A 24,307-nucleotide genomic window follows, 5' to 3' on the forward strand; every position below is an offset into this window, starting at 1 on the left:
GTAGAATGCGAGAAAAAAGCACTGCTGAAGGAACGCGAGATAAAGCTGAAACTGCGTGGATATTTGGAAAAAATAATCAACCAGATAAAATTTATTTAGCTATTCCACGTGTATGTACTAATCGTCGTGAATATACTACTTGTGATATATATGAACCAAATATTATTGCAGGGGACAAAGTTTATACATGCATAGACCCAGATGGATTTAATTTTGCAATTATAGAATCTTCTATGTTTATGGCTTGGCAAGATGCAATTGGTGGAAGATTAAAAAGTGATAATCGCTTCTCCAACACAGTCGTTTGGAATAATCTTCCGCTTCCAGAGCTTACAAGTGATATGCGAGCAAAAGTTATTGAAGCAGGCAAAGCCGTACTTAAAGTGCGCGCGAATCACCCAGGCCAATCACTAGCAGACTTATATGACCCAACATACATGCCTCAAGATTTGCGCAAAGCTCATGATGAGCTAGATAAAATAGTAGACGTTGCTTTTGGTGCCACAAAGCCTTGCTCCAATAATGACGAGCGTTTGGAAATTCTCTTCAAATCCTATATTCGCATGACTCAAGAATGAATTTAAGTTAAATAAGTAGAAAAGCCCGACGAGATTTATGCGCCGGGCTTTTAGTGTATTCAGTTAGTTATTGTGTAACTTTACTTATTCTTATTGCTATCTTCTTTAGCAGTAATATCTTCTTTAGCTGCGCTATCTTCTTTTTCGCTATCTTCAGATTTATTTTCTTCAGATTTGTTCTCTTCAGTAGCAACAGCAGCAGTTGTGTCTATTGTCTCAAACTTTTCGCCTTTAATTGTGAACTCCCCCAGCAATCCTTCGCCTTCAGCATCCACCTTAATGTGTTCGCCGTCAGAAAGTTCACCAAGCAAAATCTTTTCAGAAATAGTATCCTCAATATCTCTCTGAATTACGCGACGCAACGGGCGCGCACCAAGCAAAGGATCGAAGCCTTTCTGTGCAAGCAAATTCTTAGCGGCATCCGTAATTTCTAGAGACATGTGACGGTCAAACAGCCTGTCGTTAAGCAACTTCACGTCCATGTCAACAATTTTACGAACTTCTGGCTCTGTAAGCTGACGGAACACAATAGTGTCGTCCAAACGGTTTAAGAACTCTGGACGGAAATGACGCTTAAGCTCAGAATTAACCTGATCTTTCATGCGCTGATACGTGGAATCAGCGTTATTTCCAAGTGTAAAGCCAGTGTTTGCAGCCTTCGCAATATCGCGAGTACCAAGATTTGTGGTAAGAATAATGATCGTATTCTTAAAGTCCACTTTTCTACCCTGACCATCTGTTAAGTGACCGTCATCGAGTACTTGCAAAAGCGTGTTGAAAATATCTGGATGAGCTTTTTCAATCTCGTCGAAAAGCACCACGGAGAATGGCTTTCTGCGAACTTTTTCAGTAAGCTCGCCACCTTCTTCATATCCAACATATCCAGGAGGAGCACCGAAAAGCCTAGACGCAGCGTACTTTTCTGCAAACTCTGACATGTCAACTCTAATTAAGGCATTATCGTCATCAAACAAGAAGTTTGCGAGTGCCTTGGCAAGCTCAGTTTTACCAACTCCAGTAGGACCAGCAAAAATAAACGAGCCAGAAGGACGTTTAGGATCCTTCAAACCAACTCGAGCACGACGAATCGAGCGAGCTAAAGCAGACACAGCTTCATCTTGACCAACAATACGCTTGTGAAGTTCAGATTCCATTTGAAGAAGCTTCTGCGATTCCGCTTGAGTAAGCTTTACTACAGGAATGCCTGTAGTGCTTGAAACAACGGAAGCGATCATGTCTTCGTCAACAACCATCTTGACGTTAGACTCGCCTTCGCGCCAAGCCTTTTCCTTCTCTGCAGCTTCATTCTCAAGCTTTTCTTGATCGTCGCGAAGATTTGCAGCTTCTTCAAAATCTTGCTGCTTGATTGCTTCATCTTTCTTTTCGGAAATCTTAGCAATCTTATGGTTTAATTCTTTGAGCTCAGGTGGCTGAGTCAATCGCTTAATACGCAAGCGCGCACCAGCTTCATCAATAAGATCAATAGCCTTATCTGGAAGGTGACGATCTTGAATGTAACGATCAGAAAGCTCAGCAGAAGACTGTAAAGCTCCATCGGTAATAGTTACATGATGGTGATTTTCGTAGCGAGAACGCAATCCCTTAAGAATCTCAATAGTTTCAGCAATTGTAGGTTCTGGAACTTGAATCGGCTGGAAACGACGCTCCAAAGCAGCATCTTTTTCAATATACTTGCGATACTCGTCAGTAGTAGTAGCACCAATTGTTTGTAGCTCTCCACGCGCAAGCATTGGTTTAAGCATATCGGATGCGCCAAGAGCTCCATCAGCAGAACCTGCTCCAACAATAGTGTGAATTTCATCAATAAAAAGCACAATATCGCCGCGTGTTTTAATTTCTTTAAGCACTTTCTTCAAGCGCTCTTCGAAATCGCCACGATAGCGAGATCCTGCAATCATTGAACCTAAGTCTAGCGAATAAACTTGCTTATTTTTTAACGTTTCAGGTACATCGCCTTCAACGATTTTCTGTGCGAGACCTTCTACAACTGCAGTTTTACCAACTCCAGGCTCGCCAATAAGCACAGGATTATTCTTCGTGCGTCGGCTAAGTACAACCATAACGCGTTCAATTTCTTCAGAACGACCTATAACAGGATCAAGCTTTCCTTCTTGAGCTTCAAATGTTAAATTGCGTCCAAATTGATCAAGAAGAGCAGAGCCGGATTGATTTCGCTTATCTTGTACACTTCCAGCATTAGCTAACTCGCCCTTCTCGCTACCGTTAGGAGCATTATCTCCACGAATTAAATCAACAGTAGTGCTTCGCAAGTCTCCAAGATCAACTTCCATCTTTATAAGTACTTGCGTGCCAACTCCTTCGCCTTCGCGAATAAGACCGAGCAAAATATGCTCAGTACCAATATAACTGTGACCAAGCTGAAGAGCTTCGCGCAAACTCAGTTCAAGCACTTGCTTAGCGTGAGGCGTAAAAGGAATATGACCAGCAGGCGAAACAGTGCCTTTGCCGATCATTTCTTCAACCTGTTTGCGAGTGCCTTCTAGGTCTACGCCTTTTGAGCTTAACGCTTTCGCGGCAATGCCCTCACCTTCGCGAATAAGCCCGAGCAAAATATGCTCAGTACCAATATAATTGTGCTGAAGTGAGCGAGCCTCTTCCTGAGCTAGCACAATCACGCGTCGTGCGCGATCAGTGAACCGTTCAAACATAACTGCCTTCCGTTCTTTTCTTTCATTCCATGGTAACGAGTCGCCATGACGCGAAGCGTCGTATATATTTACTCATTCGTACAGTATTCCATAGCATCACAATAGTCATGCATGATGAACCTAAATATTCATATTTTCGTTTCTTGCATAATTACTTATGTTGTCTGCGAGATTTTCTTTTATATAATCGCATTGATGCGGATACTGCAGTTTTTGAAGTGTCTTCAGATTCTTGTGGCTCTTCAACTTTTTCTGTTAACGGTATTTCTTCTGTAACAGAATTTTCGTCTAGCAAGTTTACTTCTGAAGAATCAGGATAATCTGCATCGTTTTGGGATTTTTCAGATTTTTCAGATTCATTAGCTACAGTCTCTTCAATTTTTTCAGTTTGATTTTCAACTTTAATTTCGCGATTTTTGTCATCATTATTTTCATATAATTTTTCGTCAATAGTTGAATTGTCAATTAAATCAGATTCAGATAAATTATTTTGTTCATCTTTATCTGTTGAGGCTTCTTTTTTGTTGCGCAATTTTGAATCTAATTTTCTGCGCTTACGACGATGCATCTTACTGTCTTCAATTGCTTCCTCAATAAGCTCAACGTCTGCTCGCTCATCTCGTGGAGCTTGTTGCAAAATGTCAATATGATAATCGTCGTATGCAGGCTCAGATTGAATCCAAAGCTGCGATGGCTCAGGTGGTTCAATGTCAGAATGCTCACCACAAGCATGATCAAGCGAGACAACTCGCCCATCGTCTGGGCTCCACATGTTTGCGCATACACCAAACATAGAGCCTAAACTTCCAGCTAGAGGAATAAGGAATCCGCATGATGAACATGCTTTGCCATCGGCAATTTTTGTAGATAACGACTTTGGACCATGTTGACCTGCGTACCAGCGTTTAGCTGTTTGCGAAATTGCTTCCGCAGTCATTACTCGTCTGCGAGACAGTCTTAGCGTTGAAACAGCTTCTTCAAGATCTTCGTCAAAATCATTATTTGCATCGCAAGATTCTTGATTTTGATTAATATCTTTTTTTGCGTTTGCGTTTGTGTCTGCATCTTCTTCGCTAGTATTAGCTTCAGTATTATCTTCAGCCTCAGTATTAGCTTTAGCGTCATCTTCAGTTTTAGACTCAGAATTATCATCTGAATTTGCTGATTCTATATTCTTTTCAGAATTACTATCATCAATATTATTTACTTGACGGAAGCCATCTTCTAGTCGAGAATCGTCTTCAGATGTGCCAATAGAATCCATTACAGAAAGATCACTTGGTTTCAATCGGTCTTTCCATGGAATCCATGGTGGTGGAAGCAAAGAATCTTCAGTAGGAACAAGCGTTGATTCATTCACAGTCCAACGTTGAGTTTCCTCATCATGATACAACGTAACTGACCACTGCCAGCCTTCATATCCAACTAAATTGCTTACGAAACGAAAGTCTGTAACTCCGTCACCAAGCTCTGTAGAAGATACAAAATCACCTACTGCACCAGTACGTTCTGAAGTTTCCACAGCTATACTTCTAGCTAGTTCTTGTGGATCCATCACTTCATCAGTCATAAATAATATTCCAGACACTATTCCTGAACGTCAAAATTATCTGCCACTGCACGCAACAATGTAGCAAGTTTTTTGCTTTCAGCAGTTGATGGATAATGACGTCGACGCAAACCATTACCAGCAGAATCAAGAAGTTTAATAAGATCTTCTACAATAGCCGCCATATCTTCGGCTTTAGGACGAGTAGCCTTGACAAGCGACGGTGCTGTTGCAATAACATTCAAACCCATCGCCTGTGGTCCTTTGCGACCTTCAATTACAGAAAACTCAACTCGTGTACCCTTGTGTAAAGTTTTTACAGTAACTGGCAATGCTGCTGCTGGCAGGAAAACATCCTTACCATCATCTCCAACAATAAAGCCGTACCCCTTCTGCGTATCGTACCAACGCACGCGCCCATTGGGCATAACACACCTCACTCCAAATAATTCTCATTTCGCACGCTGAAGTGCACAAGGCATCAAGCATCAGCATATGCGATAGGTCTATAGATAGTGTACCAAATATTATTATTACTTGTTTCCTTATTACATTGTAGCGCATACACGCGGGCAATAAAATTTTTTTAACCTACGCAAGTGTTACTCATGCCAATATTTTAATCGCTAACAAGTTTAGAAGGATCTTCAATTTCATTAACTGGCAGCACTACAGTAAGAGTTAAGCCATGAGGTTTAACATCTATCGGCTCAGACCCATCCATAGTGTCATCAAGATTAGTTTTAGAATCGGTCGATGCTTCTGATGGAGAAGATATAGTTGCGCAAATAAAACCATGATGTGCTTTTACTACAGATTGCGCAATTGCCATACCCAAGCCAGTTCCACCTTTTTCTCTAGCTCTTGATGGGTCAGCAATATAGAAACGCTCGAAAATTCTAGATAAAGATTCTTCTGGAACTCCAGGACCATGGTCAACAACTCGAATTACAGCATACTTATGACCAGTATCAGTAGATTGGCTAACTTCCGCTGCTTCCAAAAACTCCTTCAGTGATTCTTTTACAGAAGGTAATTTAGATAATTCATTTGGAGTTATAGATGCCTTCATAACTCCTACTGCAATTTCTACAGGAGAATCAACAGGGGTGTATCTATGAATATTTCCTACGATATTTGTCATTACTTGGCGTAATCTAGCGCCATCGCCAAGTAACATAACACTTGGAAGTTTTCCAGCATGGAATTGGAGCTTACGCTCAAAATTGCAATTTGTGCAATTCATAAGCTTCCACTCATCCGAAATAGTCAAATAGCCTTGCTGAACGGATCTAGCAGGATCAAGAGCATGTAAATCATTAGCTGCGTCAGAAAGTATTGGAGACAAGCTAACTTGCTGTGAAATATTAATTCCACGACCTTCATCAAAACGCGCCAAAGAAAGTAAATCTTCTACTAGCTCAGTCATTCTTTCGCTAGAAGCTTTAATGTGAGCAATAGAGTCATCTGCTCTCTCCTGCTCTCCTGGCATGTTGCGCCACATTGTATACAATTCAGCGTATCCATGAATTGCAGCCAATGGAGTACGTAATTCATGACTTGCATCTGAAACGAATCGCTTCATTTTTTCTGTCATATCTTCTTGCTCATTAAATCCTCTTTCAATACGAGCGAGCATAGAGTTAAGAGAAGCTGCTAAAGATCCAACCTCAGTATTTTCAGGAGCAGATGGAACTCGTTTGCTTAAATCTCCAGAAGCAATTTTTGAAGCTGTTTTTTCAATTCGTTTTAACGGTCTTAAAGCTGATTGAATAATAATTGCTGCAAATACTGCTCCAAACAAAATAACTGCAATACTTACCATTATGCAGTAACGAGTAAGTGTGCTAACGGTGTCAATTTGATCGCTAAGAGATAAAGCAATATAGACGTAACCGCTAACGCTTAACTCTGAGTTATAGTTATTCTTTTGACCCCACGTTAATACTAAAACTCTCCATGGTGATTTTGCAGCTTTTTTAGTGATTGCATCGACTTTATTGGTATTTCCCCTGACGATTGCAGGTGCTGTGTAAGGTTTGTGAGTAACAATTTTTTTACTATCAAAACCGTCTGCAGGAAGTTTAGGAACCGAAACAATCGATCCTTTAATTTTTGGTATTAATGGAGTAGAAATAATCTTATTATGCGTATCCCTAACTTGCATAAAGTAATTATTCGGACCTACTGAAGATTGATTTGAGTTTTTCATGCGCAATGAATCAACATTGTCATAAACAAATTGCGCTTGACCGGCTAATTGTGCATCAGTTTTTTCTAGCAAATAATTTCCTACGAGCTGCTGGATCGATAGTGATATGCAAAAAGCAGCTACAGTTAAAATAGCGAGAGTACATGCAACTAAGCGCGTACTCAGTGGTATTGTATTTATGCGACGACGTAGCCAACAGGTTTTACGAGGTTTTTTATCTTTTTTGTCATTTTCGCTTAGCACTATCGCAACACTTTTTCCAGCAGTGCTATCATCTGAATCATCTTTAGAGTTATTATTCGTACTGTTGCTAATAGTTGATTCAGCATTATCGTAGTTATTATTACTAGATTGCATGATCAGGCTTGACCTGCCTTAGGTTCTCGAATCATATAACCGATGCCACGTTTAGTTTCAATAAGAGGAACTACTTTTTGCGGCTTTCCTGAATCGTCAGTAATTTCAATGCCATCAATCTTCTTTCTTAAATAAGAAATATAAGATTCAACTATCGCTGCGTCTCCGCCCCAATCGTACTGCCATACATGATTCAAAATCTGGCTTTTTGACAGAACTCGACCTTCATTGTCCATAAGATAATGAAGTAGTTTGTATTCAGTTGGGCTAAGTTCGATTGGCATACCGCATCGAGTTACATCATGAGAATCTTCATTAATCTCAAGATCTGCAACTTTTATAATATGAGTTTCTTCATCAGGTTCTTGTGTTCTGCGAAGAATTGCTCGTATTCTTGCCACTACTTCTTCCAAGCTGAATGGCTTTGTAACGTAGTCATCTCCACCAACAGTTAGACCCATAATTTTATCTTGTGTATCGTCTCTTGCAGTTAGGAACAATACGGGAACTTTAATTCCATTTTGACGAATACGCCTCGTAACAGTAAAACCATCAATATCTGGGAGCATAACATCCATAACGATAAGATTCGGATTTACTCGTTCAATTACTTCAACAGCTTCTGAGCCGGATGCGGCAGTTTCTACTTCAAACCCAGCAAAATGCAAAGATGCTACCAAAAGTTCACGGATTGATGGCTCGTCATCGACCACGACAATAGATGCTTCAACGTTCTTACTCATATTGATTAGCATCACTTATCAAGCTGAATGTTTCCTGAATAATTGCTGAAAATAAAACAAGTTATCGAATATTTTTTGTCTACCTGTGACGAGCGTGCCTTCTACGAGCTTTTCTAACACCAGCAAGTATTTGACGTTGTATGCGATTCTTTCTAAACAGAATAATCGCGACTATTGAGAATAATGCCAACAATATTAATAGCATAATAATTGTAGAAATAAGACTTGCAGAAGAAGTTGTTGACGTACGTTTTGCACGCATTATTTGTTTCATCATCATTATTGCAGATTGATCCCAATGCGTTCCAGTTGTGCTTACTAATGGCTTATAAGCTGCATCGGATAACGAGTCTACAGTATTTTTATTTTTGAGCCATTCATCGGAATTAGGTGAAACAGCTACAACTAATCTTCCATCATGAGTTGCTAGTGCAAGCAGCACAGTATTTTTAGCTGGAAGCGTACTAATCAACAAATCACTAGCCCATTTTGATGGATTTTTTGTATTTCCAAAAGTAGACAAATATAAGAGCCTAACATTTACTCCTGTACGCTTTTTTGTTGTCTCAATCATGTCAGCAACTTTACTGACAGAATCCCCAAGCAAATTTTCTGTGTCTGTTATTGAGTCTGTTGCAACTATTCCAGAATTTTGCTCATTACTTTCAGCATATGCATTAATTGTATTTACTCCATTTAAAGGTGAAAATATGAGCGAATTTATTGGAAGAGTTGGAAGAATAAAAGAAAAACTAAATAAAAATGCCATTAATAAAAGCAATACGCGTTTAGCTAAAAATAGTTTTGAGTGAAGATGCTGGTAGTTAAAATTTGCAACGCGCGTGCAAGCTAAGCTTTTAACCACATTGGCGCATAAATCTTTTTCGTACTTTTTTGATGGCATATATTCATAATAGCGTGACATCACACAAGTAAAAGTACCATTATAAAAATCTTTGCTTAATTTATGTGAAATGTTTCGCAAAAATAATTTATAAAGAAGCGTTTATTTAGACGCAAAACAAATGGAGGGGAAATATGGCACAATTTCGAGTTGATTCAGAGCAAATTCAGCAGGCTGCGGCAGCCGTTGGAACCTCGGTTAGTGCAATTAGAGATGCAGTCAACGGGATGTATGCCAATTTACAGCAATTACAAAGCGTGTGGACTGGATCGGCGGCTACACGATTTGCGTCGACCGCTCAGCAATGGCGAGCAGCGCAACAACAAATGGAACAATCGCTAGAAGCAATTCAGCAAGCTATGCAACATGCATCAGGAGTGTATCTTGATGCTGAAACGCAAGCTACTTCGTTATTTGGGATGAGCTGATTAATGTGATGAAAAAGTAAATGGCGACACGCTTACATTGAGCATGCCGCCATTTACTTAAACTATTGAGTTTTAGACTTTTGAGTCACTTTTATTTTTTATTTAGTAGCCCATGTCGGCACCAGCTTGTGGTGCAGCAGCTGCCTTCTCAGGCTTGTTGGCAACAACAGCTTCAGTAGTTAAGAACAAACCAGCAATAGAAGCTGCATTCTGTAGAGCAGAACGAGTTACCTTAACTGGGTCAGTAACGCCGGCAGCCATCAAATCTTCGTAAGTGTTAGTTGCAGCATTGAAGCCTTCGCCTTCTGGAAGTTCGCGTACCTTGTTGAGAACGACGTCTCCAGAAACACCAGAGTTTTGAGCGATCTGCTTAATTGGAGCTTCTACAGCACGGAACACAATCGCAGCACCTGTAGCTTCTTCACCCTTAAGCTCTGTGATAGCTGGTGTCTTTTCAATCTTCGCAGCAGCCTGAACCAAAGCTACGCCACCGCCTGGAAGCAAACCTTCCTCAATGGCAGCCTTAGCATTACGAACTGCATCTTCAATGCGATGCTTGCGTTCCTTAGCTTCGACTTCAGTAGCAGCGCCAACCTTAATAACAGCAACGCCACCAGCGAGCTTAGCAAGACGCTCTTGCAACTTTTCGCGATCGTAATCAGAATCAGTGTTCTCAATTTCGGCGCGAATCTGAGCTACGCGAGCATCAACATCTTCCTTTGAGCCAGCACCGGAAACGATAGTTGTTTCATCCTTAGAAACAATCACCTTAGCTGCATGACCGAAAACAGAAGCATCGATTGAATCAAGCTTCAAACCAAGATCGTCGGACACAACCTGTGCACCGGTCAAAATAGCCATATCCTGGAGCATAGCCTTACGACGATCGCCGAATCCTGGAGCTTTAACAGCAACAGTATTGAAAGTTCCACGAATCTTGTTCAAAACAAGCGTTGGCAATGCTTCACCATCAACATCTTCAGCAATAATAAGCAATGGCTTACCAGACTTCATAACAAGCTCAGCAATGTGGACGATATCCTGCTGGCTTGAAACCTTGCCAGAAGTGAGCAAAATGTATGGATCTTCAAGAACAGCAGTTTGATCGTCAGCGTTAGTGACGAAGTAAGGGGAAATATAACCCTTATCAAAGCGCATACCTTCAGTGAAGTCCAAGTCAAGACCAAACTTGTTGTTGTCTTCAACTGTGACAACACCATCCTGACCGACTTTATCCAAAGCTTCAGCGATCTTTTCGCCAACTTCAGGATCAGCTGCAGAAATCGTAGCAGTAGCAGCAATCTGTTCCTTGGTCTCAACATCCTTTGCAGAAGCAAGCAATTCCTTAACGATTGCTTCAGCAGCCTTTTCAATGCCGCGACGAAGAGCAATTGGGTTGCTTCCTGCAACAACGTTCTTCAAACCTTCATGCACCAAAGACTGTGCCAAAACAGTAGCAGTTGTGGTTCCGTCGCCTGCAACGTCATCAGTCTTCTTAGCTACTTCTTTAACAAGTTCGGCGCCAATACGCTCGTATGGATCTTCAAGATCAATTTCCTTAGCAATAGAAACACCATCGTTAGTAATGGTTGGAGCGCCGTAGGCTTTGTCAAGCACAACGTTTCGACCCTTTGGACCAAGTGTAACCTTAACAGTGTCTGCAAGCTTATCAAGACCTGCGAGCATACCCTGACGGGCGTCCTCTTCATAGGCAATAATCTTTGCCATTATTCCTCCACATACGTTATTTATGGACTTTTCACTGCAATCTTGAGTAATAAGCCGTCAGCTGCTTATTATCACTCTCAAGGCTTGAGTGCTAATTTGAAGATTAGCACTCTATGTACCCGAGTGCCAACTTTTTTGGCGTTTATACACAAAAACCGGTTAGAAATAATTCTAACCGGTTATTTTTATGCGAAAAATATTACTTGCAAAGCACAACTACAATCGGAGAAACGATTTCTTTTTCGTTTTCGACAGCGCTAATACCTAAAGTCTTTGCAATATCTTCAGCTGCAGCTTTTTGGGAATCGTCTTTATACCAAACAACAGATTCGCTTGGGACTTTACCAGTTGGATTTCCAGCTGTCACATTTGCGTATCCTGCTTGCTTTAACTTATCTGCGCCAGCAGCAGCATGACCGCTTATCTTGGTTGCGTTAAGAACTTTCACAGCAACTGATTTGTCCAGTGAAGTTTGTGCTTTAGAATCATTTGCTGAATTATCTTTAGAGTCATCAGCATCTTTCTTATCTGATTTATTTTCTTCAGATTTATTATTATCGTCGTCATCATCTTCGTCTTCAGAAGATTTATCTTCGTCGCTTTTAGCAGACTTTTTGTTTTCAGAAGGCTTAGTAGGAGATGCTGATTGAGATGATTGTTGCTGATGGTTCCAAGGCAACGGAAGATGTGAGATTTCACCAGAAGCAATAGCCCAAACCAAAACGCCAACAACCGCCGCAATGATTAATGCAACAAAATAAGGAAGTATTACGGCATACCACGCAGGATTTCCACGATGAACTCCAACTGGTCCCTCTGGTGGCTCATCAAAAGCATCAGGCGTATACGACACGTTCTGATTATTTCGCGCCATAATTGCACTCCTTATAAAAGATCATTTAAACAACAATGAATCTATATTATCCAATGCTTAGCACAAAGCACAAATTTAGAAAATTTGATTAATTTCCTTTTATGGTATGCCTTGACATACAGTAGCAATATGAATCCTCAAAATATTAAACCTTTAAACGAGCTAATGGATCCTGATTGGGCTGAAGCATTAAAGCCAGTTGAGCCACAAATACGCGCAATGGGAGTATTTTTGCGAGAGCAGATAGAAAGCGGACATCATATTCTTCCTGCTAGCCACAATATTTTGCGTGCTTTTTCTATTCCACTAAAAAGCATTAAAGTTTTAATTGTTGGCCAGGATCCATATCCAACGCCGGGCCATCCAGTAGGCTTAAGTTTTTGCACAGCTGCAAAAGTGCGCCCACTGCCAAAAAGTCTCATAAACATTTATAAAGAATTAGTAAACGATTTAGGCGTAGAAACTCCAAAGAGTGGAGATCTAACACCGTGGACCAGGCAGGGTGTGATGCTTCTTAACAGATGTTTAACTGTTGAGGCTGGTAAGGCAAATAGCCACCAAGGAAAAGGTTGGGAGCCTGTAACCGATGCAGCTATTCGAGCATTAAACAATAGAACTGATTGCAATGGTAATCCATTGCCGCTTGTAGCTATTTTATGGGGTCGTAATGCGCAAAGTTTGGCTCCTTTGCTGACGAATGCAACTCTTATTACATCAGCGCACCCAAGCCCTCTTTCTGCAATGCGAGGATTCTTTGGATCGCATCCATTTTCAAGAGCTAATCAGGCCTTAATTAATATGGGAGTTTCGCCAATTAATTGGTCCCTAGATTCTCAAGAAATCTAATTGTCTTAAATATTGCAAATTATCTTATAAAGACAATAAAAATGCCATTTTTGAACATGTCAGTACTGCATATCGGTTAAAATGTCTCTTATGGCATTATTTCCACCGCAACCACAGAAGAAACCGTTAACCGATAAAACTTCAATTGCTTCTAAGCTTGGCATTGGATCAGCTGTACCTCAGCCGTCTGCTGTTTCTAATACAAGTGCGCAAGTTACTGCAACTATTTCGAGTGATGACATACGTCGTTGCCAGCAAATTGCAAATATTTTGCGCGCACGTTTTGCACAAACCTTAGTCGGTCAAGACGCTTTACGAGAGTCTCTTATCCTTACTCTTATTGCAGGCGGACACATTCTTATTGAATCAGTACCAGGTCTCGCAAAAACTACTGCTGCTCAAACTCTTGCAACAGCTATGTCAGGTAGTTTCCGTCGTGTGCAGTGTACTCCGGATTTAATGCCAGCAGATTTAGTTGGTACTCAAGTTTTTGATTTTGCTTCCCAACGTTTTACTACGCAAATTGGTCCTATCCATGCAAATGTTATTTTGTTGGATGAGATTAATCGTTCAAACGCAAAAACTCAATCTGCAATGCTTGAAGCTATGGCAGAAGGAGCAACAACTATTGGAGGCGAAAGAATTCCTCTGCCTCAACCATTTATGGTTATTGCTACGCAAAATCCAATTGAGGAAGAAGGAACATTTAATCTTCCAGAAGCCCAGATGGATCGTTTTATGGTAAAAGCAGTTATGACTTACCCTAATCCTGACGAGGAAGTTCGTATGCTGCAATTACTTACTCAACGAGGATCGGATGTCGTTGATCCTTCAAAGCTAAATACTCAACGCATAAGTTTGCAAGATGTTGTTTTTATGCGTACTGCAGCGCGTCATATACACGTTTCTGAAGCAGTTATGAAGTATGTAGTTGATCTTGTTGCCACTTCTCGCGGTGAAGGTACGCATCCACTTCCTACGATTAATTCATTGGTTCGTATGGGAGCTAGCCCGCGTGCATCAATTGCACTTATTCGTATTGCTCAAGCTCACGCTTTACTTTCTGGACGCGATTATGTGATACCTGAAGATATTAAATTGTTTGCGCATGAAGTGTTAAGGCATCGCATACTTTTAACTTTTGAAGCTTTAGCTGATTCTATTACTACAGATCAAGTAATTGATGCATTAGTTAAGACGGTTCCTGTGCCATGATGCGTACGAAGCGGTTAGTATTATCTGAACCTGCTAAAGCCGTGCGTCGCAAAATTGAGCTTTTGGATCAGCGAATTGATTTGCCTATTGCGCGTAAAGCTTTAGGCTTATTAGAGGGAGACCATCCTTCGCACAGGCGTTTTGGCACAGGTGATGTTATTGACATACACGCATGGCAGCCAGGAGATGAAGCTCGCATGATGAACTGGTCTGCGAGCGCTCGAACTGGACAGCCTATGGTGTCTTCTAGAGAGCGTACTTCGTCTTCTCATACTTGGATTGCTTTAGATACAAGCATAAATATGAATGGAGCTTGTGTTTCTGGAGAATCTCTGTATGAAGTTGCGTCTAATTCTGCATGCTTTTTTGCGTCTTTGAGTTTAAAACGTCATGATGCTGTTTCGTTGTTGTGTGCAGATGGAAAAAATGTTATCAATGTTCATGCTGCTAGCAACTTTTCTGATTTTGAGCGAAATCTAGATTATACGTTGCTTAATACTCGTAAAAATACCAGAGATATTGATGCGTTGCTTACTTCGCTACTAAAAAATATTGACAATAATGGTCTGGTAGTTTTAATAACTGATGAGTATGCATTACAAGCTCATAACGCTGAATCTTTGCGCAAAATTACGCAAAACCATAAGCTTGTCGTTATTGTTATTTCTCCTATTAATCCTTTTGATTCTGCAATTGATTTGCAAATATTTGATGGAATTACTTTACGTAAAGTACCGGCGTTTTTGAAAAAAGAATCAAATAAAAATGAAGTTGAAGCTCGTAGAAATATTAGAATAAACGCTTTATACGATATGCTGCTTGGTGTTCAATCTTCAATAATTCATGGTTCTTCAAGTGAAGAAGTTTTCCATATTTCTGCGCAAAAGGTGAGCCGTACAAATTATCTTGCTGACTCATTTAGCAAGGAGGTTGAATAGAATGAGCCTGGAAGATATTCAAAAGCCTTTACATGATGAAACGCTTTTTTTAATACTACTTTCTGCATCGCTTGTTGTTATCTTTATTGCTTTTGCGGTTTTATATTTTTCTTTTAAAAAGCCAAAGAAATTAGCTGAAAGTAGCAATTCTACAGAAGCAGTTCACATTCATAATGTAAACAAACAAGCTTGGCGTAAAGATATTGATGCGATTGTTGAGAAGTATCATAACAATGAACTTACTAAAGATCAGGCTTGTGCAAAATTGGCGTCTATTGCTAGATCTTATATTTCGAAGATGAGCGGTGAAGATATTCAAACTCACACTTTGGGAGAATTGGCTTCTTTGCGTTTGAAATGGCGCAATAAAAAAGGTGCTGATATGTTACGCCAAACAATATCTGCTTTGTATCCTCCAGAATTTGCTGATCGCAAAGCAAACGAGCAAGCGCGAAATACTACTGTTGAGCAGGCTGCTGAATGGGTTTTAGTATTGCTTGAAGGCTGGCAAACGAAGGACAAACGTTGATGAGTAATAATGTTTGGGAATACATATGGCCATGGAGATGGCAATGGCCGCTGCTTTTTGTTGCAGGCGTTGTTGTTTCTGTAGCAATTTTTGCTGTCTTACTGATTTTAGATTCCATTCGTAGGAATATTTTAAAAAAGAAGTATAAGAGTCAAACTAGTAATATTACGCGAAAATTCTATACTTTTACTTTTGACAATGATCTACAAGGAACTACTACTAGTCATTCATGGTATATGTGGCGAATGTTTAGAAGGTTTGCTACGGCTGCATTGGTAGTATCTTTGTGCAGTGCGCTTGCTGTTGCTTCCAGGCCAGCACGAGTGTTTAATGCGAACGAGCAAGTTAGTTCTAGAGACATTGTTTTATGCTTAGACGTTTCAGGTTCTGCTCTACCATATGATCGCGAAGTGATTCAAGCGTATCTTAATTTTATTGAGCATTTTCAGGGTGAACGCATTGGATTGAGCATTTTTAACTCCACATCTAGGACAGTTTTTCCACTGACTGACGACTATCGATTGGCTAAAAAACAATTGCAATATGCTGCAAATTTGCTTGGCGGAGTTCAATCGCAAAGTCGCATTAATCGTTTACAACAACGTCAATATCAAGAAATTTCTGACTGGCTTGAAGGAACTCAAAATCGCAAAAACGCAACATCGCTTATTGGAGACGGTTTAGTTAGTTGCGCAGCAATGCTTCCAGGTTTTATTTATGGTTCTGCTCATAATAACCATAAAATGCAAAGCCGTTTTAATAGAAGTTCTTCCATTGTTCTTGCTACAGATAATGTCGTTTCTGGAAAACAAACTTACTCATTAAAGCAAGCTTTAGATTTAACAAAGCAGGCTAAAATTACGGTCGATGGGTTATATTCTGGCGCAAAACAGAATGAGAATGATGACACTACATTAGAAATGAAACAGCTTATTGAATCTCATGGTGGAATTTTCCTTTCTCAACGCAATTCTGATTCCGTTATTAATTTAGTAAAAGAAATTGAAAAAAGACATACAGCAATTCCTCAAGGCGCTGCTCAGTCTGCATTTAGTGACGATCCTGGTCTTTGGGTTTTGTTTACTGTGTTTAGCGTTGTGATTTGGCTAGCTATTGCAAAGAGGATGAAGCGATGACAACAACACTATTTTCTGCTACTACCCTACTGTTTGCACACGCTAAAATTGAAGCTTCTGACACTTCTCAAGCAGGTCAGTTGGTTTTTTCTCCATCATATGGTTGGATTATTGCGATTATTGCAATATTGGTTTTGTTGGCAGCAATGTTTTTTGAAATTGTGCCTATACGCAGGAAACCTGAATCAAGTGATGAAACTTTTTGCATGAGATTAAGACGTATTGGCATATGTATAATGCTAATAATTTGCGTGCTATCTCCAAGTATTATGCGTTCAACTTTACAAAGAGCAGTAAATGCAACAAACGTGATTATTGCTCTAGATATAACAGGTTCAATGAGAGCAAAAGACGCTGATTATGCAAAAAATAGTAAGATTGAGCGTATTGAAGCAGCAAGGAATATTATTCATCAAATAACAAAATCCTATGCTAACTCAAGTTTTGCTGCTATTTCTTTTGGTGCTTCTACGTCTGTTGATGTCCCATTGACGCCTGATGCTAGAGCAGTTGACAATTGGATAAATACTCTACGAACTGAGCCAACTAGCGTAGCTACTGGAACTAGTCTTGACGCACCTATAGATCAAACTTTGCTTACTGCAAAAGCTATACATGATGCTCATCCAGATGACACAACAGTTTTGTATGTTATAAGCGACGGTGAGGAAACAACTCAACGGAAGCGCCGCACATTTTCATCGCTCAGAGCTTATATTACTAACGCATTTGTTATTGGAATAGGCTCATCTAAAGGAGCTAAAATACCTTTGGAAAAAACACAGCTGCAACTTGACGACTACAGCGAAGACAATACCTCTAATCAATGGGTTATTGATCCTGCTACAGGAAATCCTGGCATTTCAAAGCTTGATGAAAAGAACTTGCGAAATATTGCCGATGAGCTTAGCGGCAAGTATATGCACTCATCTTTAAACGTAACATTTGGAGACGAAGCAAAACCAATTCTTTCACACCAATGGAGAATGAACGAGACAGCAAAACCTCGTTTGAGACCTGAACCAATTATTTGGCCGTTTGCAATATTTGCGTCGATACTTTTAATTTGGGAATTAATGTCGTGGTTTATAACTTCAAGGAAATTAGTATGAAGCACATGTCTAGTCGCACAATTATTCGCATTGTTGCATTCTTGTTCTTGATTATTGCGATATTAATAGCGTATTTTGCTATCGTAAATTGGAGAGCACAATACGCATATAATGCTGCTACTGATAGCCTTATTTCTAACATAAAATCTTCCAAGAGTATCGATAGCGACAAGAATGTGCTTTTAACTCAGCAACAGCAAACTGATGCTCAATTTGATGATGCTAAATCTCAAGAAATGATGCTGCTTCCTCAACTTCGAAATAGTATTGACAAAAATGCTGAATTATCACGAAAGTTAACAGAAAAATTAAAGCAGAATCAAAACAATACTAATAAGCAACAGAAACCGAAAAAGCATAACAATCATTTTAAAAACGATAATTCTGACAATTCTTCTAAAGATAAAAAGCAGTCAGATTCGTCTAAACCTCAGTTGGACAATACTCAGCGCAATAAAGTTGAAAACTTGCTAAAACAGAACGATCATGTGGATTCTAAATATTCACAGGATCAAGAAGACCAGCAAGGTTTAGAAAAGACAGAAAAACGTACTAAAACTGATGAAAGCAGCAATAAGCCTTGGTAATTAAATCTTCAAGATTGGTTATAAGCGAAGCAATAAGCATTGAATAACCTTTTAACCACATTGAATATTTTTTAGTGACTTTTTATTAATGAACGTGTGTAATAACGATTATGCACACATATTACGAATGGCAATGGCTTATACAACGCACTCAAGAGTGCGCTCGCTGCGTTATAGCAGAATCCGCAGCGACTGAATTAGAAGATTGGCAAGGGCTTGCAGCCGAACATTTTCGTCATAGTATGAAAAATATTTCCGCACAAGCGTATGCGTTATATAACATTCGCGGAGGAATATAGTATGTCTTGGAAAGTTAAGTCCTCTGTTGTAGGTGGAATGACGCTTAGCGTTGCTGATAGAGAAGCGTATATTAGTTTCTCCAGAAAACTCAACAATATTGCTAAAGAATTGCTTACGCTAAAAAATTTATGGCTTAATGCAGCGATGGTTATTGCCGGTCAAAATTATGGTATACAAAAAGAATCAGGAGCATATATTCATGATTCTTCACAATCATTTTTAACTGAAAGCATATGTCATGAGTATGCTCATAAATGTTATTTAATGTCTCAAAATTTAGAAAATCTTGCTTTTCTTATTGTAAGAGCAAATAATTTATATGAAGATGCAGAATTTCGTACAAAAGACGAGTTAGACAATAAAATTTCTTTCTTGGCTCTTGCAAACCCTATTTTTGCTTTACACGTTTTATTGTCCGCAAGTCTTGCTGTCAAACAAGATGATAAAAATCATTCAGGTTTCCAATATCTTGCTAAATGGTCCTACGCAACTAAGAGTATGCAACAAGGAATTATTCGAGGTTTATCGCAGCACCTTATTTTAAATCCTATTACAAGTTTGCCAATATTTATTGCCGGAAATGCGAAAGGCCCCATAAATAAAAAAGAGCGTGAAACCTCACTAAACTTTTTATCCAATGCTCAAAAATATTTATCACAAGCTATTCCATTTATTTCTAGTGCTCTTAGCTTCGTAAGCGCGCCTATTAATGATCGAAAGCAAGGTAATAATTTACTTCTCACTAAAGTAAATGAGACGTGGAGAAAACCTGGATCTGTTCTTGCTAGACCTGGACGTAATCTGCTTGAAACTTTAGAAAATTTAACGGAACTTGGAAGCGGAAATTTGGGCGTTAGGCCACCACTTGTTAATCCAGATGCTGCTACTATTGCAATTCAACGTTTTAAGCGCAGCGATGGCAGTTCGTCATGGTTAGTAATAATTCCAGGAACTGACGGTAAAGCACACTCTCCTTTTGGTTGGGCACAAAACGCAGAAGTAATGAGTCATAGTTCTTTAATGAGAAAACAAGCTGATAGCACTCGAATGGTTGTAGAAGCTATGAAACGTTCTGGAATTAAACCTAACGAGCCTGTTGCTTTAGTAGGCCATTCTCAGGGAGGCATTGTTGCAGCAAGCATTGCAAGCGATTACTCTAAACAGTACAACATACAGCATGTTGTTACTGCTGGATCTCCTATTGCAAATCATCCAATTCCTAAGAAGACTTGGGTTACTAGTATTGAGATGGACGATGAGATTGTACCTTCTTTAGATGGCAAGGAGAATCCTCGTAGAAATAATTGGGTGACTATTCATGGGCATGCAATTCATATTAAAGAATCTAAGCGTTCTTTACCTCCTGGAGTCACGCGTTTTTCTGGCAAACAATATTCGATTAAAAAATTCGATAATGACGGAATATTCGTTAATGATGTTCCAGAAGAAGGAACTTTAACTCATGATTTGCATTACCATACTGCAGCTTATGAAGATGCTCTTCAACTCGGATCTAAAAGTGTGCGCGAGCAAGATCGACATTTTCAGAATACTATTAATGGCAAATTGCAAAGTACTACATTGTGGCAAGGAATAATGAAAAAATAAAATAATTAAATTCTTATTGAGTAAAATTAAGCTAATTCGCAGCATGATGTAACCTTAAACTATGAAGCTTACCGATATTTCTCCTGCAATAGCTCTGACTCCTCTCGATGGACGTTATCATAATCAAACATCCGCACTCGTTGAATATTTAAGCGAACCTGCGTTAAATCGCGAGCGCATGCGTGTAGAAGTTGAGTGGATGATTCTTCTCGCAAATGGTTATGAAGCTAATCAATTCCAGCCAATTGTTAAGGGTGTTAATCCTTTAACTGATGAAGAATGCTCATATTTGCGTTCTATTCCTGAAAATTTTGATGCTGAAGGAATTGCTCGTCATGCTGCGCATGAGGCTATTACTCATCACGATGTTAAAGCTGTTGAATACTACATTGACGATGCGTTAGACGAAGCAGAGAATAAGCTTGGTCATGCTACTGAGCTTTCAAATTTAAAAACTTTAGTACATTTTTCATGCACAAGTGAAGATATTAATAATCTTTCTATTGCGCGTTGCGTAAAGCAAGCTGTTTTAAACGTTTATCGTCCGAATTTAGAAGCGATAGTTGATTATTTAGTTAAGAATGCTAACGAATATAGAGATTTATCTATGCTTTCGTTAACTCATGGCCAGCCTGCTACTCCAACTACTTTGGGTAAGGAATTGGCAGTGTTTGCATATCGTTTACGTCGTCAACTTCGTCATCTTGATAATCAAGAGTATTTAGGAAAGTTGAATGGTGCTACAGGAACTTTTGGAGCTCATTTAGCTGCTTTCCCAGAAGTTGATTGGATTAGCGTATCTCAAGAGTTTGTTGAAAATAGAATGGGTCTTCAATGGAATCCATTAACAACTCAAATTGAAAGCCACGATTGGCAAGCTGAACTTTATAGCACTGTAAGTCACATAAACCATATTTTGCATAATCTTGCAGTTGACGTATGGATGTATATTTCTAGGGGTATTTTTGTGCAAGTTCCTGTAAAGGGAGCTACAGGATCTTCTACTATGCCTCATAAGGTTAACCCTATTCGTTTTGAGAACGCTGAAGCTAATCTTGAGATTTCTTGCTCACTGTTTGACACATTATGTGCAACTCTTACTGAAAGCCGCTGGCAGCGTGATCTTACAGACTCTACTACTCAAAGGAATGTTGGCTCAGCTTTCGGTTATGCTCTTCTTGCTTTGAATAATCTTTTAGGCGGTTTGAAGTCTATTCATCCTAATAAAGAATTTATGGCAAAAGAATTAGACGAAAATTGGGAAGTTCTTGGAGAGCCAATTCAAACAGCAATGCGTGCTGAAGAAATTGCTGGCGTACCTGGTATGGAACGACCATATGAGCAAGTAAAAGAATTAATGCGCGGTCACCATATTTCACAAAGTGACGTAGAAGAATTCATTAAATCTCGTAGCTTTGATGCCAATACTGCAGCTCGTTTGCAAGCAATGACACCAGAATCTTACACTGGATTTGCTTCACGATTGGTGGACTTTATTGATTAAGTAGACGGTAAAGCCATGCAATCTAGCATAAATCCAAATCTTGTTATTGAAGATACTCAGCCTAGCTTAGTACGTAGTTGGGCTGATTTGTTGTATGCAATATCATCAGTTGTAATTGGCGTTTTTACTTTGTTGTCGTCAATGTGTTTGTCAGCAACGGCTGATGCTATGAAGATTGATGCACGAAGTGCTACTCAAATTATAGGGTTATCTTTTAATAATCTTTCATTTGTTCTGATACAGCAAGGTCTTACTCTCATTGTTGTTGCAGAAGTTATTGCACACATGGTTTCTGACAGGCGTTGGATTGATACCGCTATTTCTGTTATTACACTGTTTATAAGTTATGGTTCAGTATGGCTGTTATCTATTGCGATATTTTCTACACACAATATAGCTTTGATTGAATCTTTACAAATGCGGTCCAATAACGCTTGGGCTGATTTGCTTCCAGACATGTACGCTGTTCTAGTTGCTTTTCTTACAGTTAGTGGTCCTAGACGCGAATATAAGCATGTAATGTGGGGCTGGAATGCTTTATTCATTGTTACAGCAATACTTCTATTTTCATCTTGGGACTCCTACTCCGCTGTTCTTGTATCATGCTGCTTAGGAAGAGCAATTGGTACGCTTATTCGTTTCGCAAAAGGCACACGCAGTAAGGGTGCTTGGGGTGACGATATTGTTCTTGCTTTAAAAAATATTGGCATAGATAATCTTACTCAATTAACTCGTAGAACTCAGCAAGCTGATCATACTGGAGTTCTTCGTTCAAGTCTTGATGACGATTTAATTGAAAATTCAAGATTGTATGATGCAACAGACATTCACGGCATACGTTATGTAATTTCAGTATTAGATAATCAAGTTCATTTACCAGGTTATTTAAATCAATTATGGCAGTGGGTGCGTTTAGTAGATATACCGACTCGTAGAGATCGTTCTGCTAGGCATTCTGTTCATCACCATCTTTCTATGCTTCTTGTTTTACGAAATATGCATTTACCAACAGCGAATGTTTATGGAGTAAGCGACAGTGATAAATCTTCAATAATGGTTTTTCATGCTTCTAACGCTCTGCTGCCTTGTAATTTGAACACTTTAACTATTGATGATGCAGCAAAATTAATGCGTTATGTCGATGCGGCTAATACTCGCGGTATTACGCATAGACGCATCACTCCTGAAACTATTGCTAGGCTTGAAGATGGAACCCCAGTTATTGCAGGTTGGCAAAATGGCGATGTTGCCAGCGATGATACAAATATTGCACTTGATAAAGTTCAGCTTTTAACGCTTATTGCATCTTGCACAGATATTGACACTGCTCTTAAAGCTGCTATTAACACATGGGGTGTAGAAAAGTTATCTGCGCTATTGCCTTTTATGCAAAAAGCCGCTATTCCTGCTTCTACGAGATCTTTGCCATCTTGGAATAAAAAAGTTTTCCAAAATCTTTGCAATAAGCTAAGTGAAACAGTTGCTTTAAGCACAGATGAAGAAGATTATGATACTGTGCGTTTAGCTCGTTTCAATATACGTTTCTTTGTTAGCTTAGTTCTTTCAATTGTTGCTGTTGCTGTTATCGCTACACAGTGGCATCCTCAGGAAATATTTGCTGCCTTGCGTCACGCAGATAATGTAATGGTATTTATGTGCTTTGCTTGCAGCATGTTTGCTTGGATTGGATCTGCAATTACTCTCGGCTCATTCATGGATGATCAAAAACCTTCTGCACATGTTTTGTTTGCATCTCAAGCAGCTTCTGGTTTCACAGCAGTTTCTATGCCTGCTGGTGTTGGTCCTGCATTTGTAAATATGCAATTATTAAAGAAAAACGGGTACACTCCGGCTCAAGCTACAGCAATTACTAGTGCAGTATGGCTTATTCAAGCATTAATGACAACTTTAGTATTACTTTCTATAGGCATTTTCACCGGTAAAAATGTGCTTTCTGGAATGATTCCTACTCATATGCTCATTACTTTCATTGGAATAATCACTCTTATAGTTTGTGTTTTAATGGTTATCCCGTCCGCTCGTAAAACAATTCGCAAACATTATTTGCCAATATTATCTGATTACGGTCGTCAAATTAAGGAACTTATTTCACATCCTATGCAACTTATTGCGGGCTCTTTCGGTGCTATTGTGCTTGTTTCATGCATTGGATTGGGTTATTGGATTTCTTTACTTGCATTTGGATATTACGCAAATCCTTGGGAAACAATCTTACTATTCTTACTTGCTAACGCTGCTGGGTCGGCAGTGCCTACACCAGGCGGCTTGGGTGCTGTCGAAGCTTCTCTTACTTTCGCTTTTACATCTGTAGGTGTTCCTCCAACAGTTGCTTTGTCTGCCACCCTTCTGTATAGACTTATGTTCTACTGGTTAAGAATTCCGTTAGGCGCGTTTGCAATGAAGTGGCTTAGCAATAATGAGCTTATATAAGTGAGATTTACAAACATT

The 24,307-nt window shown here is 39.4% G+C and carries 20 protein-coding genes; 12 read left to right on the forward strand and 8 right to left on the reverse strand.

The genetic code is table 11. The features are described from left to right. Window positions 1-5: 5 nt before the first annotated feature. Window positions 6-578 carry a type IIL restriction-modification enzyme MmeI gene (locus HXT29_RS02045; RefSeq protein ID WP_422118426.1) on the forward strand — a complete coding sequence of 191 codons (573 nt, stop codon included), beginning with the start codon at window positions 6-8 and terminating at the stop codon, window positions 576-578. Window positions 579-658: 80 nt separating this feature from the next. Here HXT29_RS02045 and HXT29_RS02050 read toward each other — a convergent pair whose 3' ends face one another. The 6 genes from HXT29_RS02050 to HXT29_RS02075 form a co-directional block, all read right to left on the reverse strand. Continuing rightward, on the reverse strand, window positions 659-3,268 hold the full coding sequence (locus HXT29_RS02050; RefSeq protein ID WP_101886036.1) for an ATP-dependent Clp protease ATP-binding subunit: 2,610 nt from the start codon (window positions 3,266-3,268) through the stop codon (window positions 659-661). Window positions 3,269-3,419: 151 nt separating this feature from the next. After that, a complete protein-coding gene (locus HXT29_RS02055; protein ID WP_422118427.1) occupies window positions 3,420-4,838 on the reverse strand; it encodes a DUF3027 domain-containing protein in 1,419 nt (472 codons plus the stop codon). Between the two features lie 17 nt (window positions 4,839-4,855). Further along, window positions 4,856-5,245, reverse strand: coding sequence for a cold-shock protein (locus HXT29_RS02060; protein ID WP_004106732.1), 390 nt, complete (start codon window positions 5,243-5,245; stop codon window positions 4,856-4,858). A gap of 191 nt (window positions 5,246-5,436) precedes the next feature. Beyond that, window positions 5,437-7,386 (reverse strand): sensor histidine kinase, encoded by a 1,950-nt coding sequence (locus tag HXT29_RS02065; protein WP_422118428.1) that lies wholly within the window; start codon window positions 7,384-7,386, stop codon window positions 5,437-5,439. Between the two features lie 2 nt (window positions 7,387-7,388). Continuing rightward, window positions 7,389-8,129, reverse strand: coding sequence for a response regulator transcription factor (locus tag HXT29_RS02070; RefSeq protein ID WP_004106736.1), 741 nt, complete (start codon window positions 8,127-8,129; stop codon window positions 7,389-7,391). A gap of 79 nt (window positions 8,130-8,208) precedes the next feature. Next, window positions 8,209-9,114 carry a hypothetical protein gene (locus HXT29_RS02075; protein WP_410295858.1) on the reverse strand — a complete coding sequence of 302 codons (906 nt, stop codon included), beginning with the start codon at window positions 9,112-9,114 and terminating at the stop codon, window positions 8,209-8,211. Between the two features lie 53 nt (window positions 9,115-9,167). Here HXT29_RS02075 and HXT29_RS02080 point away from each other — a divergent pair, with 53 nt between their 5' ends. Continuing rightward, the gene (locus HXT29_RS02080) at window positions 9,168-9,461 is read left to right on the forward strand and encodes a WXG100 family type VII secretion target (protein WP_004106739.1); all 294 of its coding nucleotides are present in this window, start codon (window positions 9,168-9,170) and stop codon (window positions 9,459-9,461) included. 102 nt (window positions 9,462-9,563) lie between these two features. Here the strand turns inward: HXT29_RS02080 and groL are convergent, their stop codons facing one another. Then, the gene (gene groL, locus HXT29_RS02085; protein WP_004119509.1) at window positions 9,564-11,189 is read right to left on the reverse strand and encodes a chaperonin GroEL; all 1,626 of its coding nucleotides are present in this window, start codon (window positions 11,187-11,189) and stop codon (window positions 9,564-9,566) included. Between the two features lie 199 nt (window positions 11,190-11,388). Further along, on the reverse strand, window positions 11,389-12,063 hold the full coding sequence (locus tag HXT29_RS02090; RefSeq protein WP_004106743.1) for a LytR C-terminal domain-containing protein: 675 nt from the start codon (window positions 12,061-12,063) through the stop codon (window positions 11,389-11,391). A gap of 129 nt (window positions 12,064-12,192) precedes the next feature. Between HXT29_RS02090 and HXT29_RS02095 the strand changes: the two genes are divergently transcribed. From HXT29_RS02095 to HXT29_RS02140, 10 genes are all read left to right on the forward strand, one after another. Next, window positions 12,193-12,909, forward strand: a complete 717-nt coding sequence (locus HXT29_RS02095; protein ID WP_004106746.1) for a uracil-DNA glycosylase — start codon at window positions 12,193-12,195, stop codon at window positions 12,907-12,909. A gap of 90 nt (window positions 12,910-12,999) precedes the next feature. Next, window positions 13,000-14,124: an AAA family ATPase gene (locus HXT29_RS02100; protein WP_004119505.1), complete on the forward strand. Its 1,125-nt coding sequence runs from the start codon at window positions 13,000-13,002 to the stop codon at window positions 14,122-14,124. After that, a complete protein-coding gene (locus tag HXT29_RS02105; RefSeq protein ID WP_064340180.1) occupies window positions 14,121-15,062 on the forward strand; it encodes a DUF58 domain-containing protein in 942 nt (313 codons plus the stop codon). Before HXT29_RS02100 ends, HXT29_RS02105 begins: the two co-directional genes overlap by 4 nt. Window position 15,063: 1 nt before the next feature. Beyond that, window positions 15,064-15,591 (forward strand): hypothetical protein, encoded by a 528-nt coding sequence (locus HXT29_RS02110; protein ID WP_415705941.1) that lies wholly within the window; start codon window positions 15,064-15,066, stop codon window positions 15,589-15,591. Then, on the forward strand, window positions 15,591-16,727 hold the full coding sequence (locus tag HXT29_RS02115; RefSeq protein ID WP_410294516.1) for a vWA domain-containing protein: 1,137 nt from the start codon (window positions 15,591-15,593) through the stop codon (window positions 16,725-16,727). The genes HXT29_RS02110 and HXT29_RS02115 overlap by 1 nt, the downstream gene beginning before the upstream one ends. Beyond that, on the forward strand, window positions 16,724-17,839 hold the full coding sequence (locus tag HXT29_RS02120; protein WP_410294517.1) for a vWA domain-containing protein: 1,116 nt from the start codon (window positions 16,724-16,726) through the stop codon (window positions 17,837-17,839). The genes HXT29_RS02115 and HXT29_RS02120 overlap by 4 nt, the downstream gene beginning before the upstream one ends. Beyond that, a complete protein-coding gene (locus HXT29_RS02125; protein WP_410294518.1) occupies window positions 17,836-18,426 on the forward strand; it encodes a DUF6466 family protein in 591 nt (196 codons plus the stop codon). The genes HXT29_RS02120 and HXT29_RS02125 overlap by 4 nt, the downstream gene beginning before the upstream one ends. A 300-nt stretch (window positions 18,427-18,726) precedes the next feature. Then, window positions 18,727-20,334 (forward strand): esterase/lipase family protein, encoded by a 1,608-nt coding sequence (locus HXT29_RS02130; RefSeq protein ID WP_422118429.1) that lies wholly within the window; start codon window positions 18,727-18,729, stop codon window positions 20,332-20,334. A gap of 61 nt (window positions 20,335-20,395) precedes the next feature. Continuing rightward, window positions 20,396-21,838, forward strand: a complete 1,443-nt coding sequence (gene purB, locus HXT29_RS02135) for an adenylosuccinate lyase (protein ID WP_004106765.1) — start codon at window positions 20,396-20,398, stop codon at window positions 21,836-21,838. A gap of 15 nt (window positions 21,839-21,853) precedes the next feature. Next, entirely contained in the window at window positions 21,854-24,289 is a 2,436-nt protein-coding gene (locus tag HXT29_RS02140; protein ID WP_064340175.1) for a lysylphosphatidylglycerol synthase transmembrane domain-containing protein, read from the forward strand. The last annotated feature ends 18 nt before the right edge of the window (window positions 24,290-24,307 follow it).

The organism is Gardnerella sp. DNF00550 (assembly GCF_049262685.1).
GTDB classification, from domain to species: Bacteria; Actinomycetota; Actinomycetes; order Actinomycetales; family Bifidobacteriaceae; genus Bifidobacterium; species Bifidobacterium leopoldii.